15 protein-coding genes are annotated in these 17,043 nt (G+C 64.5%); 7 read left to right on the top strand and 8 right to left on the bottom strand.

Annotation, left to right across the window (positions count from 1 at the left end):
* Nucleotides 1-48: 48 nt before the first annotated feature.
* Nucleotides 49-954 carry a helix-turn-helix domain-containing protein gene (locus tag XI04_RS26825; RefSeq protein WP_271623803.1) on the top strand — a complete coding sequence of 302 codons (906 nt, stop codon included), beginning with the start codon at nt 49-51 and terminating at the stop codon, nt 952-954.
* A 352-nt stretch (nt 955-1,306) separates the two neighbouring features.
* Entirely contained in the window at nt 1,307-1,918 is a 612-nt protein-coding gene (locus XI04_RS26820; protein WP_038949569.1) for a LabA-like NYN domain-containing protein, read from the top strand.
* Between the two features lie 24 nt (nt 1,919-1,942).
* Here XI04_RS26820 and pcaG read toward each other — a convergent pair whose 3' ends face one another.
* Both pcaG and pcaH read right to left on the bottom strand, forming a co-directional pair.
* Nucleotides 1,943-2,569 carry a protocatechuate 3,4-dioxygenase subunit alpha gene (gene pcaG, locus XI04_RS26815; protein WP_038972018.1) on the bottom strand — a complete coding sequence of 209 codons (627 nt, stop codon included), beginning with the start codon at nt 2,567-2,569 and terminating at the stop codon, nt 1,943-1,945.
* Between the two features lie 3 nt (nt 2,570-2,572).
* Nucleotides 2,573-3,361 carry a protocatechuate 3,4-dioxygenase subunit beta gene (gene pcaH / locus XI04_RS26810; RefSeq protein ID WP_271608442.1) on the bottom strand — a complete coding sequence of 263 codons (789 nt, stop codon included), beginning with the start codon at nt 3,359-3,361 and terminating at the stop codon, nt 2,573-2,575.
* A gap of 100 nt (nt 3,362-3,461) precedes the next feature.
* Between pcaH and XI04_RS26805 the strand changes: the two genes are divergently transcribed.
* The 3 genes from XI04_RS26805 (at nt 3,462) to XI04_RS26795 (ending at nt 7,323) form a co-directional block, all read left to right on the top strand.
* On the top strand, nt 3,462-4,382 hold the full coding sequence (locus XI04_RS26805) for a LysR family transcriptional regulator (protein WP_271608443.1): 921 nt from the start codon (nt 3,462-3,464) through the stop codon (nt 4,380-4,382).
* 79 nt (nt 4,383-4,461) lie between these two features.
* Nucleotides 4,462-5,766, top strand: coding sequence for a nicotinate phosphoribosyltransferase (gene pncB / locus XI04_RS26800; RefSeq protein WP_271594514.1), 1,305 nt, complete (start codon nt 4,462-4,464; stop codon nt 5,764-5,766).
* Between the two features lie 249 nt (nt 5,767-6,015).
* On the top strand, nt 6,016-7,323 hold the full coding sequence (locus tag XI04_RS26795; protein ID WP_095424388.1) for a GGDEF domain-containing protein: 1,308 nt from the start codon (nt 6,016-6,018) through the stop codon (nt 7,321-7,323).
* A gap of 12 nt (nt 7,324-7,335) precedes the next feature.
* Here XI04_RS26795 and XI04_RS26790 read toward each other — a convergent pair whose 3' ends face one another.
* Nucleotides 7,336-7,956, bottom strand: a complete 621-nt coding sequence (locus tag XI04_RS26790) for a TetR/AcrR family transcriptional regulator (protein ID WP_271623827.1) — start codon at nt 7,954-7,956, stop codon at nt 7,336-7,338.
* Nucleotides 7,957-8,605: 649 nt separating this feature from the next.
* On the opposite strand from XI04_RS26790, the gene XI04_RS26785 reads away from it, so the two are divergent.
* Both XI04_RS26785 and XI04_RS26780 read left to right on the top strand, forming a co-directional pair.
* The gene (locus XI04_RS26785) at nt 8,606-12,010 is read left to right on the top strand and encodes an acyl-[ACP]--phospholipid O-acyltransferase (RefSeq protein ID WP_271608444.1); all 3,405 of its coding nucleotides are present in this window, start codon (nt 8,606-8,608) and stop codon (nt 12,008-12,010) included.
* 5 nt (nt 12,011-12,015) lie between these two features.
* On the top strand, nt 12,016-12,687 hold the full coding sequence (locus tag XI04_RS26780; protein WP_271608445.1) for an esterase/lipase family protein: 672 nt from the start codon (nt 12,016-12,018) through the stop codon (nt 12,685-12,687).
* Here the strand turns inward: XI04_RS26780 and XI04_RS26775 are convergent.
* The 5 genes from XI04_RS26775 to tcuA form a co-directional block, all read right to left on the bottom strand.
* The gene (locus tag XI04_RS26775) at nt 12,680-13,246 is read right to left on the bottom strand and encodes a disulfide bond formation protein B (protein WP_028142285.1); all 567 of its coding nucleotides are present in this window, start codon (nt 13,244-13,246) and stop codon (nt 12,680-12,682) included. The genes XI04_RS26780 and XI04_RS26775 overlap by 8 nt on opposite strands.
* Nucleotides 13,247-13,256: 10 nt before the next feature.
* Entirely contained in the window at nt 13,257-13,415 is a 159-nt protein-coding gene (locus tag XI04_RS26770) for a DUF5993 family protein (protein WP_271594510.1), read from the bottom strand.
* Nucleotides 13,416-13,485: 70 nt separating this feature from the next.
* Nucleotides 13,486-14,592, bottom strand: coding sequence for a tricarballylate utilization 4Fe-4S protein TcuB (gene tcuB / locus XI04_RS26765; protein WP_095424392.1), 1,107 nt, complete (start codon nt 14,590-14,592; stop codon nt 13,486-13,488).
* 4 nt (nt 14,593-14,596) lie between these two features.
* A complete protein-coding gene (locus XI04_RS26760) occupies nt 14,597-15,625 on the bottom strand; it encodes an esterase (protein WP_212476407.1) in 1,029 nt (342 codons plus the stop codon).
* A 25-nt stretch (nt 15,626-15,650) separates the two neighbouring features.
* Complete coding sequence (gene tcuA / locus XI04_RS26755) at nt 15,651-17,042, bottom strand: FAD-dependent tricarballylate dehydrogenase TcuA (protein WP_271608446.1); 1,392 nt, start codon at nt 17,040-17,042, stop codon at nt 15,651-15,653.
* Nucleotide 17,043 lies beyond the last annotated feature (1 nt).

Here is a 17,043-nt window from a genome sequence, read left to right as displayed (position 1 = left end):
CTTGCGTCCTCCGTCGGCACTTTTTTGCAGATTTGGCGGCGCAGACCGATGGAGGGTTTCGCCATTGTCTTGTACTATTCGAACATGAGAAGCGCGCTCCCTGCCCCGGCGATCCGGGTCTACAATTTGTTCGGCGAGTCCGGCGATCTGCCTGACGTCGTGCATTGCGAGACCATCGCGTCCCGCTCGGTGCTGCACGACTGGACCCTGGCCGTGCACCGCCATGCCCGGCTGCACCAGGTGCTGCTGATCGAGCGCGGCGGCGGCGAGGCGACGCTCGATGGGCGGGTGGTGCCCTTGAAGCCGGCGCAGATCGTCAACGTGCCGGTCGGTCATGTCCACGGCTTCCGCTTCGTGCCTGATACGCAAGGGTGGGTGCTGACCATCGCCGCGGAAATTCTGGACGAGGCGCTGCTCGCCGCCGAGGGCCTGCGCGGTGCGCTGGCGCGCTCGGCCGTGGTGCGCGGAACGCCGCAGATCCGCGCCACCATGAAGCAGATCTTCGCCGAACATGCCGCGCGCGATTTCGGCCGCGCGCATGTGCTGCGGGCGTTGTCGTCGGCCATGATCGGGCTGGTGGCCCGCGCACTCACGAGCGAGAGCGGCGGCAACGGCACGGTCGAGTCCAGCCTGTTCCGCCGCTTCGAGGCGCTGCTGGAGCAGCATCACCTGGAACGCTGGAGCGTCGCGGACTATGCCGAGGCGCTGGCGGTGACGCCGACACATCTCAACCGGATCACGCGGGCGGCGACCGGTGATACCGCCTCGCACCTCATCCTCAACCGGCTGATCCGCGGGGCGCGACGCAACCTCGTCTATACCAATTTGCCGATCTCGACGATTGCCTACACGCTCGGCTTCGAGGATCCCGCCTATTTCAGCCGGGTCTATGCCGCGGCCACGGGGGTGTCACCGCGCGCCTTTCGCACCCAGCTGCATGGTGATGAAATTTGACACGTCGGACGAAAGACCGAGCGCGCCCATATTTGAAGGCGACATTGCCGCAATGGCCCTTGTTGCCGGCGCAGCCACTTACCTTCGTATATCGGGTCCTATCCTTTGCATAGAAGCCCCTTACCTCAGTACAATTGAGCAGGGCCTGCTCGCGCCTTAGCGTGGCTGCATTCGGCGCCCTGGCGCTGGTGGCATGGAACCTCCCTTACCTTGGCGCAAGACGGCCACCCCTGTCCGGTCGTCTGCGCCGCTTTTTCAGTAAGTCATCGGCGCCTTCAGTATTTTCCGGCCGACATACCGTACCCTGACAGCTGATCGGCCAGCTTTCGTGTGGACTGGAGATTTGAGCACAATGTCTTCGATTGAGAAGATCGCACTCTTTATCGACGGCTCCAATCTACATGCCACCTCCAAGGCGCTCGGCTTCGACATCGATTACAGGCGTCTGCTCGGCGAATTCCAAAGCCGGGGTGTGCTGTTGCGGGCGTTCTACTACACGACCCTCATCGAGAATCAGGAGTATTCGTCGATCCGCCCGTTGATCGATTGGCTCGGCTATAACGGATACACCGTCGTCACCAAGCTTACCAAGGAGTTCGTCGACGCCACCACGGGCCGCCGCAAGGTGAAGGGCAGCATGGATGTCGATCTCGCCGTAAGTGCGATGGAACTCGCCAAGCACGTCGATCAGATCGTGCTGTTCTCGGGCGACGGGGATTTTCGTTCGCTGGTGGAAGCCCTGCAACGCCGCGGCGTCCGCGTGACGGTCGTCTCCACACTCTCCACTCAGCCACCCATGGTCGCCGACGACCTGCGCCGTCAGGCCGACATATTCATCGACCTGGCAGAACTGAGACAAAGGGTCGGGCGCGATCCGGCCGATCGGCCGGGATCGCGCGAAATGCGTCAGTCGCCGCAATTCCTCGCCCGCGGAGCGATCAATCGCGGCGATCCGGTGGAGTGATCCTGCCGGACGGCGGCCGGATCCTCACACGTCGAAGAACACTGTCTCCTCCGGCCCCTGCAGATGGATCGTGAAGGAATACACGACCTTGCCGGCGCGCTCGCTGCGCTTTGCGATCAGCGTCGAACGCCGGGCCGTCTGTTCGATCAGGTTGAGCACGGGGTCGGCGGCGTTGGCAGCCTCTTCATCCGAGAAATAGAGCCGCGTGTTGAGGCCGATGTTGATGCCGCGCGCGACGATCCAGACATTGATGTGCGGCGCGCATTTCCGGCCCGCCTTGTCGACGATCGCGCCCGGCTTGATGGTCTCGAAGGTGACGAGACCGCTCTCGAAGTCGGAGCCGGCGCGGCCCCAGCCGCGAAACTCCTGCTCCAGCGCGCCGGCCGTACGGTCGGCCGGATGGTTGTAGCGGCCGGCCGCATTGGCCTGCCAGATCTCCAGCAGCACGTCGCGCAGCGGCGTACCGGTGCCATCGAGCACCTTGCCTTCCAGCGTGATGCGCTCGCCTTCCGTATTCGGCGTCGTCAGGACATTCGAGAAGTTCTTCTCGAAGATGTCGAAGCCGGCCATCGCCGGGATCAAGCCGATATGGACGTAGGGCCCCGCCGTCTGCGAGGCGGTTTCCTTGAGATAGTTGAGCGGCTGCGGCATGGCTCAGTTCCCCGCGGTGCGGTTTTCAAAATAGGTGGAGCGCCGGCCGCGCAGGACGATGTCGAAGCGGTAGGCCAGCGAGTCGAACGGCGTCGAGGCGTTGAGGTCAAGCGGCGCCACGAGACGGTCGAGCGCATCCTTGTCCGGGATCGTCGTCAGGATCGGACAAACCGGGATCAGGGGATCGCCCTCGAAATACATCTGCGTGATCAGCCGCTGCGCAAAGCCCGAACCGAACACGGAGAAATGGATGTGGGCGGGACGCCAGCTGTTGACGTAGTTGCGCCAGGGATAGGGGCCCGGCTTCACGGTGCGGAAATAGTAGTAGCCGGTGTCCTCGGTCAGCGCGCGGCCGCAGCCGCCGAAATTCGGGTCGATCGGCGCCAGATAGGTGTCCTTCTTGTGCCGGTAGCGGCCGCCGGCATTGGCCTGCCAGAACTCGACCAGCGTGTTCGGAACGCCCCGGCCGGTCTCGTCCAGCACGCGGCCGTGGACGATGATGCGCTCGCCGACGGGATCGCCGTCCTTGGCGTAGTTGCGGATCAGATCATTGTCGAGCGGGCCGAGGTCGTTGTGGCCGAACACCGGCCCGGTAATCTCGGAGACCGAGTTCTCCAGCGACAGCAGCGACTGGCGCGGCGAGCGCAGCACCGAGGATTTGTAGCCCGGCGCATGCGCCGGCGGATGAATCGAACGATCCCGCTGGAAGAAGCCCCCGTCGCCGAGCGGCGGCGTCAAGGGCTCGGGGCGGTTGAGGCGGGGATCCCGCAAGACTGGCGCCTGGGCATTCATCGTGTCTCTCCCTGGGGCGCCCGGGTCCGGACGCGCGGCTTATCGGGAGATCATGGGCCGGTCTATTCCACAGATAAATAGATCGATTATAATATATTGCATGAAGGAAATCGATCATTTGGCGCTCGACGGCCACGCCCTCGAACTGTTCCTCGCCGTGCTGGAGGAAGGCTCGGTCACGGCGGCCGCCACCCGGCTCGGCCTGACCCAGTCCGCCGTCAGCCACGCCCTGAACAAGCTGCGGCGGATCGCGAGCGATCCGCTGTTCGCCAAATCCGGCCGTGGCATCGTCGCAACAGCGCATGCGCAAGCGTTGGCCGCAAAGGCGCGCGCACTGATCGACGAGATGCGGAGCTTTGCCGGCGGCGTCAGCTTCGAGCCGCCACGCGCGCAGCTCTCGCTGACGATCGCGGCCAATGACTTCCAGCGCGATCTGCTGCTGCCCCGGTTCTTCGACCATGTCGCCGGCCAGGTGAAGAGCCTGAACCTGCGCGTGATCCCCTCGCAGTCGCCCTCGCCCGCGATGCTGCGCGAGAACCGCTGCGATCTCCTGATCACGCCGCTGCCGCCGTCCGGCATCGACATCGTGCAGAAGCGCCTGCTCCAGGACCATTACGTCTGTTACTTCGATGGGAAGGCACGCACCGCGCCGGCTAGCCGCAGCGCCTATCTCGCCGCGCGCCACATCACCGTCGTCTATACCGACAATGAGCGGCTCGACTTCGACCGCCGGCTGGCGGCCAACGGTCTTCACCGCGACATCGCGATCTCGGTGCCGAGCTTTTCCGGCGTGCCGTCCTTCTTGCGCGGCTCGCAGATGCTGGCGAGCATGCCGAGCCTGCTCGCATCCGGCGTGATGCGCGGCTTCGCGCAAACGCGCATACCGCTGGCGTCCCGCACGCGGACGCTGGCCGACCTGCCGATGTTCATGGTCTGGCACCAGCGCTATCAGAAAGATCCGGCTCATCGTTGGGTCAGGAGCCAGCTCGAGACGGTCGCAGCGACGGCTGCCAAGGCCTGATCGCCGTTACCGCCTTTCGGAAGACCACCCCTCGCCAAACCCACTGGTTGCGCGCGGGCCGCCGCGCTAAAATCCCCCCATGACAGTGACCGATATTGCGAGCCGGACCTACAATCACAGCTGGCGGCTGGACCCCATCATCCGCAGCCTGCTTGATACCGACTTCTACAAGCTATTGATGTTGCAAATGATTCGGGAGTCCTACCCGAACCAGCAGGTGACCTTCTCGGTCATCAACCGCTCGCGCCATGTCCGGCTCGCCGAGATCATCGACGAGGGCGAGCTGCGGGCCCAGCTCGACCATGCCCGCACCATCCGCTTCACCAAGAAGGAGGTGATCTGGCTGGCCGGTAACACCTTCTACGGCAAGACCCACATGTTTTCGGCGGACTTCATCCGCTGGCTGGCTGAATTCCGCCTCCCCGAGTATGAGCTGCGCAAGGTCGAGGGCCAGTACGAATTGCATTTCCACGGACCGTGGACCCACACCACGATGTGGGAGATCCCGGCGCTCGCGATTCTCAACGAGCTGCGCTCGCGCGCTGCGATGAAGGGCCGCGGCCGCTTCGAGCTCGACGTGCTCTATGCCCGCGCCAAGGCCAAGCTGTGGACGAAGGTGGAGCGGCTGCGCAAGCTGGAGAATCTGCGTCTGTCCGACTTCGGCACACGTCGCCGTCACGGCTTCCTCTGGCAGCGCTGGTGCGTGGAGGCGGTGAAGGAAGGCCTCGGTCCGTCCTTCATCGGAACCTCCAATGTGCTGCTCGCGATGGATAATGATCTCGAAGCCATCGGCACCAACGCGCATGAGCTGCCGATGGTCGCCGCGGCACTTGCCAGGGACGACGAGGAGTTGCGCTGGGCGCCCTATCGCATTCTCGACCAGTGGCGCCAGACTTATGGCGGCAATTTGCTGATCGCGCTGCCCGACGCCTTCGGCACCAAGGCCTTCCTGCGCGACGCGCCGGAATGGGTCGCGGACTGGACCGGCTTCCGCCCCGACAGCGCGCCGCCGATCCAGGCCGGCGAGGAGATCGTCGCCTGGTGGGAAAAGAAGGGGCGCAATCCCAAGGACAAGCTGCTCGTCTTTTCGGATGCCATGGATGTCGGCTCGATCGAGGAGACCTATCACCACTTCGCCGGCCGGGTGCGGCTCTCCTTCGGCTGGGGCACCAACCTCACCAACGACTTCGTCGGCTGCCCGCCGGACGGCTCGTTCAATCTCGATCCGATCTCGCTGGTCTGCAAGGTGTCGTCGGTCGATGGCCAACCGGCCGTCAAGCTCTCCGACAATCCGGAAAAGGCGACCGGCATGCCCTCGGAAATCGAGCGTTATCTGCGCGTGTTCGGCGACGCCGGCCGCGTCCGCAAGCCGGTGCTGGTCTAACGGCGCCATCGAGACTCTCTCGATCGGGTAAACTGCGCACGACGAATGCGAGGCATTGCTTCGTCGATGCCCCGCTTTGTCCGATTTACCGGCATTTGAAGCGATCTGCGCATATCGGCTTCACAGCGCTTTCACCCTGCGATGCAGTCTCCCCCGCCTTTCAGGCCGAGTTAAGCAACCATATCCTCTACTTCGCGTTGCAGGCGCAGCGCTCCGCTGGGGGTCATTGCGCGATTTGGGGAACGCAGGGTGTTTCGCAGAACAGCGACGTCGACGAAGGGACACAGCTTCCTTCATGTCATCAAGCTCGTCTCGCCTTTCGTGATGGTCGTCGTGCTCCAGGCGGCGATCGCGGGATTCAGTCTCGAGGTGATGTCGTCGGTCCGCGCCTATGTCGCGGGCGAAGCGATGTGGTCGCGCTCGCAGAAGAACGCCGTCTATTTCCTCAATCTCTATTTGCATTCGGGCGATGCCAGCCAGTTCACGCAATACCAAGCCTCGCTTGCCGTTCCCATCGGTGACGAGTTCGCGCGCTGGGCGCTCGAGCGCGATCCGATCGACGTCGAGGCCGCCCGCATCGGCTTCCTGCAAGGCGGCAACCATCCCGATGACGTCGCGGGATTGATCTGGCTGTTTCGCTACTTTAATCGCGTCAGCTTCCTTCAGGAAGCGATCCGCGAGTGGGCCGCCACCGACCCCATGCTGCTCGAACTAAGCGTCTTCGGCGAAGTCATCCGGTCCGAGTTGGAGAACGGTCCTGTTCGAGACGCAAGCCGGCTGCAATTCCTGTCGTCGCGGCTCTCCGAGCTCAACACCCAGTTCACGGTGCATGCCAACCGGTTCTCCACCGTGCTTGGCGAAGGCTCCCGCGCCATCAAGCTGACGCTGACCGGCCTCAACATCGTCACCGCCGTGACGCTGATCCTGCTCCTGATCTGGCACACCAGGCGATTGGTACTGCAGCGGCAGGCCTTCGAAGACGCCCTGCATGCCGAGAAGGAACGCCTGGCGTGGCAGGCATCGCACGACTGGCTGACCGGCCTGTCCAACCGCCGCGCCTTCGAGGCGCGCCTGCAAAGCGAGCTGGACGTTGCCGCGGCGGGATCGCTGGGCCTGATCCTGCTCGACCTCGACCAATTCAAGAACGTCAACGACAGCTGCGGGCACCTTGCCGGCGACAGCCTGCTTTGCCAGGTCTCCCGCCTCCTGCAACAGGATCGGCATCCGCGTGACCTTGTGGCCCGGCTGGGCGGCGACGAATTCGGCCTGATCCTGCCACAGTGCTCGCCTGCGAACGCGGTCGACATTGCCGAACGGCTGCGGCGATCGCTCGAGCTGTTCAGCTTCGCCTGGGACGATCGCTACTTTGCGGTGACCGCCAGCATCGGCGTCACCTGCATCGCCGACGCCAGCACCACGCTCGAAGGCGCGATGCGGCGCGCGGACGCCGCCTGCTATCGCGCCAAGGAAAAGGGACGCAACCGCGTTCAGGTCGACGGCGGAAGACCTGATGTCATCGTCGTTGCAGCCCGACCGCGCGAGGTCGCGCGCGCCTGACGCTCTCCGTCGTCACCGCGGCGACACGATCCCGAGACCCACCAGATGCGCATCGATGAATTGTTCGACCTGCTGACGCAGCATCTGCGGCGGCACGGCCACCATGCGCTCCTCGAGACCGAGCGAGATGATGCCATGCACGGCAGAAAACAAGGTGCGCGACAACAGCGCGATCTTCACGTCATCCGCATCCGGTAGCAGCCGCACCAGGGGCGGATGCATCAGCGCAAAAGCGTCCATCACCATCTGCAGGATGTCGTCGGGATAAGGACGGTCGTCCTCCATCCGATGCTCGAACAGCGAGCGCAGCAGATTGGCGTGCTCCGCGAAGAATTCCAGATAGGTCTCGGCGAGCCCGTAGAGCTGGCGCACGGGGTCATCGGCCGGAACCCCGCGAAGCCGGGCCGTGAGGGCCTGAACGGTCTCCCGATTGACGGTCAGGATGACCCCGTCGAAGTCGCCGAACTCGTTGTAGACGCTGCCGACAGAGCAGCCGGCGGCCTCGGCAACGTCCCGAACCTTCAACGATCTCAATCCTTTAGTTGCGATAATCCCCCGGGCAATCTCCAGGATCTGGAGCCGTCGCCGATCTTTTTTCTGATCCCGCAGCGATTCTTCTTGAACATTGTTCATTTTCGAGCTACTCATGTGAACATTGTTCAAACTAACCTGGAGACGACCAAAATGCAAACCCTCGCTGTTGATATCGCCGCCACCTTCGTCGACGACGCCACCGCCCTGGTGACTGGCCTTGGCCGCGCCCTGCTGCGGTTCGCCATGACGCCGATCGATCGCATCGCAAATGCCTGCGACATTGCCGGCGTGCTTGCCGAACGCCGCGCGACCTTCCGGATGTGGCGGGCCAGCCGCACGCGCGCCCGTCAAGAGGGCCGCCGATTCAGCCTGCTCCGCCGCCTCTCGCCCTTTCGTCACCTCGCCCATCTCACCTGAGGCGCACGCGACCTGCACACGCGGGTCGGCTCGAATGCAAGAACTGGTTGCAAGGAAGGACTTACCATGTCCCGATGTTCGCGGCCGATCTCGCCAGACTTCAGTGACGCGGTTCAGCTTTTCCTCATCGCTCGGCGCATACCCCGTGAGGGCGCCCAGATATTTTGCGAACCTAACGACACCGCCTGGAGACCAACAGGATCAGAGGGATCGAGGGGACAAGGCAGGCGGCGATCAGTGCCCGCAATCGTTCGTCCCCTCCCCTTCCGGTCGTGACGCTTCAAAGACAACGTAACGAACCTCATTCTGCCTTTCCAAAACAGGACTAGTCATGATCAGGGAATTGATGTCGTCACGCCGCTTTGCCCCACTGTTCTGGGCGCAATTCTTCTCGGCGCTCAATGACAACGTGCTCAAGAACGCGCTCGTCATCATCCTGCTTTACAGTGCCGCAACCGGCCACGGCGATGCGCTGGTGACGGTGGCAGGCGCCGTCTTCATCTTCCCCTATTTCATCCTGTCCGGGCTCGGCGGCCAGCTCGCCGACAAATACGTCAAATCCGTCGTCGCAAGGCGGCTCAAATTCGCCGAGATCTTCGCCGCGGCCTTTGCCGCCGCCGGCTTCTTTCTGCACTCGGTGCCGCTGCTGTTCGCGGCGCTCGCCCTGTTCGGCATCATCGCCGCGCTGTTCGGACCCGTGAAATATTCCATGCTGCCGGATCAGCTCGAGCTCGGCGAGCTCGCGACCGGCAACGCGCTCGTCGAAGGCGCGACCTTCATGGCGATCCTGCTCGGCACCGTCGCCGGCGGCCAGTTCGTGGCGGGATCCGCGCATATGGGCTGGGTCGCATCCGCCGTGGTCGTGCTGGCCTTGTTGTCATGGGCCTTCGCCTCACGCATTCCGCAGACGACGCCCTCTGCGCCTGACCTGCCCGTCGATGCCAATCCCTGGACCTCGACGGTGGGCCTTCTCAAGACCCTGCATGCCGACCATCGGCTGTGGGACGGCACGGTGATCGTCTCCTGGTTCTGGCTGGTCGGCGCGATCGTGCTGTCGCTGCTGCCGGCGCTGGTCAAGGATGTCGTTGGCGGCACCGAGGGCGTGGTGACGCTGTGCCTTGCGATCTTCGCGATCGGCATCGCCATCGGCTCGCTGTTTGCCGCGAGCCTCAGCCACGTTCGCCCGAATCTCGCGCTGGTGCCGATCGGCGCCATCATCATGGGGTTTGCCGGCCTCGATCTCGCCTGGGCCATCGGCGTGACCGCCAAGGGCCAGGACATCACCGCGGCCGGTTTCGCGACCTCGTTCGCAGGCCTGCGTATGCTCGTCGACTTCGTCGCCTTCGCATTCGGCGGCGGCCTGTTCGTCGTTCCCTCCTTCGCCGCGGTCCAGGCCTGGTCGGCACCATCCGAGCGCGCCCGCATCATCGCCGCCGGCAACGTACTGCAGGCCGCCTTCATGGTGGTCGGCTCGCTGTTCGTCGCGCTGCTGCAGGCGGCCGGCCTCCACATCGGCTGGATCTTCTTCGGGCTCGGCGTCGCGAGCTTCGGCGCGGTGTGGTTCGTGCTGACGAAATGGGGCAAGGAAGGCGTGCGCGATTTCGGCGGGCTGCTGTTCCGCGCACTGTTCCGCACTGAGGTTCGCGGCCTCGAGAACCTGCCGCCTGCCGGCACGCGCATGCTGATCGCGCCCAACCATGTCAGCCTGATCGATGGCCCGCTGCTCCACGCCGTGCTGCCGATCGACGCGAGCTTCGCGGTGGATACCGGCATCGCCAAGGCCTGGTGGGCCAAGCCGTTCCTGCGCGTCGTCAAGCACTACACCATGGATCCGAGCAAGCCGCTGGCTGCGCGCGACCTGATCAAGCTGGTCGCCGCCGGCGAGCCGGTGGTGATCTTTCCGGAAGGACGTATCACTGTCTCGGGCTCGCTGATGAAGGTCTATGACGGCACCGCGATGATCGCGGACAAGGCCGATGCGGTGGTCGTGCCGGTTCGCATCGAAGGCGCGCAGCGCTCGCATCTCAGCTACCTCAACTCTAGCCAGATCAAGCGCTCGTGGTTTCCGCGGGTGACGGTCACTATCCTGCCGCCCGTCAAGCTTCCGGTCGATCCGGCGCTGAAGGGCAAGGCACGCCGCAATGCCGCCGGCGCCGCGCTTCAGGACGTGATGATCGATGCTCTCGTCAAGAACGCCATGCTCGATCACTCGCTGTTCGAGGCGCTCGGACATGCCTATCGCGATCGCGACACCGGTAAGGTCATTATCGAGGACGCGCTCGGCATCAAGCTGACCTATCGCAAGCTGATCCTTGGCGCTCAGGTCTTGAGCCGGAAGCTGGAGACCGGTACCGCCGTGGGCGAGAATGTCGGCGTGTTGCTGCCGAATTCGGCGGGCGTCGCCGTCGTCTTCATGGCGCTGCAGAACATCGGCCGGGTCCCGGCGATGCTCAACTTCTCGGCCGGCCCGGTCAACGTCCTCGCCGCCATGAAGGCCGCAGAGGTCAAGACCGTGCTGACATCGAAGGCCTTCATCGAGAAGGGCAAGCTCGACAAGCTGATGGCTGCGATCTCCGCGGAAGCCCGGGTCGTCTATCTCGAGGACGTCCGCGCCTCGATCGGGACGGCCGACAAGATCAAGGGCCTGCTCGCCGGCACCGCGCCGCGCGTCGCCCGCCAGGCAACCGACCCCGCCGTCGTGCTGTTCACGTCGGGTTCAGAAGGAACGCCCAAGGGCGTGGTGCTGTCCCACCGCAACATCCTCGCCAACGCGGCGCAGGCGCTGGCGCGGGTCGATGCCAACGCCAATGACAAGGTGTTCAACGTGCTGCCGGTGTTCCACTCGTTCGGGCTGACCGGCGGGATGATGATGCCGATGCTCGCGGGCATTCCGATCTACATGTACCCCTCGCCGCTGCACTACCGGATCGTGCCCGAGCTGATCTACCAGACCGGCGCCACCATCCTGTTCGGCACCGATACGTTCCTCACCGGCTATGCCCGCTCGGCGCATGCCTACGACTTCCGCACCCTGCGCCTCGTGATCGCCGGCGCCGAGGCCGTCAAGGACCGGACGCGGCAGGTGTTCATGGAACGCTATGGCATCCGCATCCTCGAAGGCTACGGCGTCACCGAGACGGCGCCGGTGCTGGCGATGAACACGCCGATGGCCAACCGCCCCGGTACCGTCGGCCGCCTCTCGCCGCTGATGGAAAGCCGTCTCGACCCGGTCCCCGGCATCGAGGAAGGTGGACGGCTCTCGGTGCGCGGGCCGAACGTGATGCTCGGTTACTTGCGGGCCGAGAATCCCGGCGTGCTCGAAGTACTTCCCGAAGGCTGGCACGACACCGGCGACATCGTCGCGATCGACGCGGCCGGCTTCATCACCATCAAGGGACGCGCCAAGCGCTTTGCCAAGATTGCCGGCGAAATGGTGTCGCTGTCGGCAGTCGAGAGCATCGCCGCGACGTTGTGGCCGCAAGCCGCATCGGTCGCCGTCTCAATCCCCGACCCCCGCAAGGGCGAGCGCATCGTGCTGCTGACGACGGAGAAGAACGCCGAGCGCAGCGCAATGCAGGGCCAGGCCAAGACGATCGGCGCGTCCGAGCTGACCGTTCCCGCGGCGATCATGGTGGTCGACAAGGTGCCGCTGCTCGGCACCGGCAAGACCGACTACGTCACCGCAACCACGATGGCCCGCGAGCAGGCGTCCTCGCCGGAGCGCGAGGTAGCGTAAGACAGATGCGCGAGGCGCCTCAATCAGGCGACGCGCGATGCCCGGGAGTGGTTCTGCTTCACGGCATCGCGCGAACCTCGGCATCCCTGAGGAAGCTGGAACGGGCACTCCAGGCGAGCGGCTTTGCGACGCTCAACATCGACTATCCCAGCCGCAAGAAGGCGATCGCGGCCCTTGCAGACGACATTCACCCCGCGATCTCCGGTTTCGCCGAACGCGACGCGCCGCTGCATTTCGTCGCGCATTCGATGGGCGGCCTCGTCGCGCGCGCCTATATCCCAAAACACCGGCCGGCCCGGCTTGGCCGCGTCGTGACGCTGGGCACGCCGAACAGCGGCAGCGAGGTCGCCGATCTCCTCAGCGGATCCCGCCTCTACCGCACGTTCTACGGCCCGGCTGGACTTGAACTTACGACTGCGATCCGCGCCCTGCCCACCGTGGACTACCCCGCTGGCGTGATCGCCGGAAACCGCTTCATCGATCCCGTCGCCGGCCTCCTTGTTCTGCCGAAACCGAATGACGGGCGGGTGTCGGTGCAGAGCGCGATGCTGGCTGGCATGACCGACCATGTCGTCGCGAAGGCGTCTCATACCGGGCTTCCGCGTCACGCCGCCGCAATCGAGCAGACCATCGCCTTCCTGCGCGATGGGCGTTTCCGCACCGCGCCGCTCACCTGAGCAAGAGATACCGAACCGGGTTGTCATCGCACTGTCCCGCTCCACATTCGAGCACGGTGGACAGCAGATTTGCGGCAACCAGCAACGCAAAGATCGCGAAGACCGCGTTCGACGCCGGCCCGCTCGGGGGCGCATTCCCGTCTCGCTTGCCGGTCACATCCTTCAAGACGAAGACGAGCGCGACATAGCATATGACGCCGACGGCCGCGATCAGCGCCCAGGTGTAGAAATGCAAGCCCAACAGCGCCGAGCCGTATCCAGGATCGCCAGGCGCCAGATGCAGCGACACCTGCCGCATCGAGATGAAGCCGGTGACGAGGCTGGCCACGAGGATCATCGCGTAGTGGGATGGACGTTCACCGAGGCGCATGTTGAACAGGAATCCCATGCCAATCGCGATGAACCCGGCCCGCTGCAGCAAGCACAGCGGACAGGGTAGCTCACCGAGCGCAAGCTGATAGAAGAATGCGACGGTCAAGATCAGCGAGATCCCGAGCAACCCAAGCATGTTCAGGATCGCGCCGACCGGCTGTTGCTCGCTCGTCTCTACAGGATTCATCTCGACACCATCAGAACGAGAATTTCAGCGGGTCGGTCGCGTGGTGGAAGAACCATGCGACGGTGACGAGGATCGTTGCACTCCAGAGCGCATAGCTCAGCCCCGCGCGCGAGCGCCAGACGCTGGCGCAGCCTGCGAGCGCCAGCAGAAAAGGCAGGAACATGTACATGAGCACGGGCTCCCCAAGCGATTCGCGCAGCGCGCGAACGGCCAAGAGATACGTCAGCCCTGCACGCCCCTCAAGAGCCGGCTTCGCCGCGACGCTCCTGCGCGTAACGCACCAGCGCCGCGAAGCGGTAGATGCCGTGCACGAACTTGCCATAGGGCATGGTGACGAACAGTGCGAACACGGCGCCGAGGTGCAACGCGAGCAGCGGCCCCATGGCGGCCGTCTCGCGCAAGATGAGCAGCAGCATGCCGGTGAGGCCGGTCAGGAACAGCATGGCGATGAAGCCGACATCCATGCCGTAGCGGTTCTCGTCGAGCAGCGCCGGATCGCGTCGCATCCTGGCCGTGAACAGACCGACCGGGCCGATGATCAGACCGATGCCGCCGAGCGCGCCCAGCACCACGGGCAGGTCCCACCATGGATACGGCGCCTCGCGGCCGAGCAGATAGTGATACAGCGTGGCCACCGACGTCGCCGCAAAGCACAGCAGGAAGCCGTAGAAGGTCAGGTGGTGATACAGCTTGCGCCGGTCGGTCGGCTTGTCGTCCTCGTTGTAGCAGCCGACACCGCCGCCATGGAGATAGCGCAGCTCGCCCGCATCGCGGATCGCCTGGAAGATCGAGCCCCCATCGGCGCGGCCGCGGATCGGTCCACCGATGTCGCGCCAGAAAGCGCGCACGCTCATCACGAGCGCGAGGATCGCATAGAGGAACGCGACGCTGAACAGCGCTGCCATCGTGTTGTGCGGCATCAGTCTGTAGAACGCGCCGGGACCGCTGTGCACGCCGAAAAGCACGCTGCCGTCGTTCAGGGCGGCGAAGCCGAGGATGAAGGCCGCCATGCTGAGCGCAGCGACGATGCTGATGACCAGACCGTTGCGGGCGAAAGCGCCGGACAGCGCGCCCGGCCAGGCATAGGCGGCATAGGACCCGGCCCGCGCGATCGCGAGCGTTCTGGGAACGTTGACGTTGAACTCATGCGGCGGCGAGAACTGGCAATCGACGTAGCAGGCGCCGCAGGAATGGCAGAGATTGGCGAGATAGTTGAGGTCGCCGTCGGAGAAGGCGCGGCGCATTTCCATGGCGGGAAATACCGCGCACAGCCCCTCGCAATAGCGGCAGGAATTGCAGACCGTCATCAGACGGTCGGCCTCGTCCAGGATTCTGGTTCCGTGCATGGCTTTACTTCGTTAGGCCCTTTGTCTCGAGCCATTTCTGAATCAGGCCCGCGACCTCGAGGTTGTTCTTGTCCATCATCACCATATGCGAATTGCCCTTGATGCCCGCCTGCGGGAGATCGACGATGTCGACGCTACCGCCGGCAGCCTTGATGGCGTCGGCAAAGGCGATGCCGTTGGCGCGGATCTTGGGCCAGCGTGAATCGCGCTCGATATAATCGCCATAGATGATGAGCGTCGGGATGTTCTCCAGCACATCCGCCTTGGCGGGATCGCCAATGCCGGCCGGCTCGATCGCGATCAGCGCCTTGACCTTGTCAGGCCGAGCTTGTGCGACCTTGAAGCCGAAGCTGCCGGCCTGGCTGTGGAACAAGATCACGGACGGGCCGACGCGATCGATCTCGGCGATATAGGCAGCGACGATCGCATCATCCGTCGTGGTCCAGCGCGGCACGTTCTGCTTGACGAAATTCTCGTAGCCCTCGACGGGAAACTGGTTGCCCGGTAACAGCTTTCGCTTGGCGGGATCGGCATCGTAGGAGTTTGGCCCTTCGCCGATGCGGAAACGTTCGAACGGATTGGCGGTGGTGAGGAAGACCGGCTCGCTCTTGAATATGTCGGGGTATTGCGCCCAGCCAGCGCGCCCGCGCTCCACCGCGTCGGAATTATAGACCGCCCACCCCTTGCGCAGGAAATAGTTCAGCCAGCCTTCGCGTCCGTCGGGCGTGGTCTCGTAGGTGACGCCGGTCAGTCCGCCGCCATGCCACATCAACAGCGGATAGGCACCCTTCTCGTTCGCGGGCAGGAAATACTGCACGTACATCTGCTCGACCTGATACGTGCCGTTGGGATCGACCTTGGCCGGCACGCCGCCGGGCGTGAACACGACCTCTTTCACCGGCTTGCCGGAGATTTCGACGAGACGCCCGCCGACGTGGAACGAACCCATGTCGCGCAGGGTGATCGGCTCGGCGGCGTAGGCGTGCCCGACGGTCAGCAGCGCCGTGATCGAAGCAATGGCAATGCGCGACATGGTTCCTCCCGTTTCTTTTCTTCGTCTAGTTCTTGGCATGCCGTGCCGCTTCCCGTCCCGCGATCCGCCCGAACACGCTGCCGATGGTCATGCCCATGCCGGCGGCATAGCCCTTGCCGAGCACGTTACCGGCCATGATCTCGCCGGCCGCGAACATGTTAGCGGACGGCTTGCCGTCAGCCATCAACATCCGCGCCTCCTTGGTCACGCGGGTGCCGAGATAGGTGAAGGTGATGCCGGGCCGCACCGGATAAGCGAGATAAGGCGGCGTCTCGATCTTGCGCGCCCAGTGCGTCTTGGGCGGCGTGATGCCCTCGGTCACACAGTCATCCAAGATCGTGTGGTCGAAAGTCCCGGACCGCACCGCCGCGTTGAATTCGGCGATGGTCTTTTCCAGCGCCGCCGGGTCGAGCTCCAGCTTGCCGGCGAGTTCGGCCACCGTCTGTCCGGTGATCGGCGGAAACAGCGTCGGCATGAAGCTGGTGACCACGGTGGAGTCGAAGATGATGTAGGCGATCTGGTCGGGCTGCGCCGCGACCAGCCGGCCCCAGATGGCGTAGCGCTTCGGCCAGATATCCTCGCCCTCGTCGTAGAAGCGCTGCGCGTGCTTGTTCACGACGATGCCGAACACGACGGAGTCGTGGCGGGTGATGATGCCGCCGTCGAATTTCGGCGCGCGGGCGTCGATCGCGACCGCATGACACTGGGTGGGGTCGCCGACCTCCTGCACGCCCCTGTCGAGCAGCATCTTGAGGATCGAGCCGCGATTATAGGGCGTGCCGCGGATCAGAAAATTGTCGGCAGCCTCGCCCCAATATTGCTTGAGCCATTCGATGTTGGCCTCGAACCCGCCGGCCGCGGCGACCAGCGAGGTCGCCCGGATCTCGGTCTCGCCCCTGATCGGCCGCTTGAGGCGTGCAGCCAGGAACATGCCATCCTCGATCACGAGGTCGGTGACCTCGGCATCGTATTCGACGTCAACACCGAGCCGCTCGGCAGTGAGATAGAGCGCATTCAGCATCGCGCGGCCGCCGCCGAGGAAGAACGAATTGGTACGGCCGAGGCTCAGCGTGCCGCCGAGCGAGGGTTGCCAGCGCACGCCCTGCTCCACGATCCAGTTCAGGATATCCTTGGACTCTCGGATCATGTGGCGCGCGAGCACTTCATCCGTTTGCCCGCCGGTGACACGCAGCAGGTCTTCCCAGAATTCCTCTTCGGTATAGGGGCCGGTCAGGATTTCGGTTGCCGCATCATGAGCGCAACGCATGTTGCGGGTGTGGCGGGTATTGCCGCCGCGATAGAATTTCGGCGCGCCTTCGAGCACCAGCACCGAGGCACCGCCGCGCCGCGCCGCGATCGCCGCGCACAGCGCCGCGTTGCCGCCGCCGATCACCAGCACGTCGTATTTGCTGCTCATG

It is taken from the genome of Bradyrhizobium sp. CCBAU 11430 (genome assembly GCF_028128855.1).
GTDB classification, from domain to species: Bacteria; Pseudomonadota; Alphaproteobacteria; order Rhizobiales; family Xanthobacteraceae; genus Bradyrhizobium; species Bradyrhizobium ottawaense.
The sequence above is the reverse complement of the archived record's forward strand: the minus strand, read 5'-3'. Positions and strand labels throughout refer to the sequence as shown.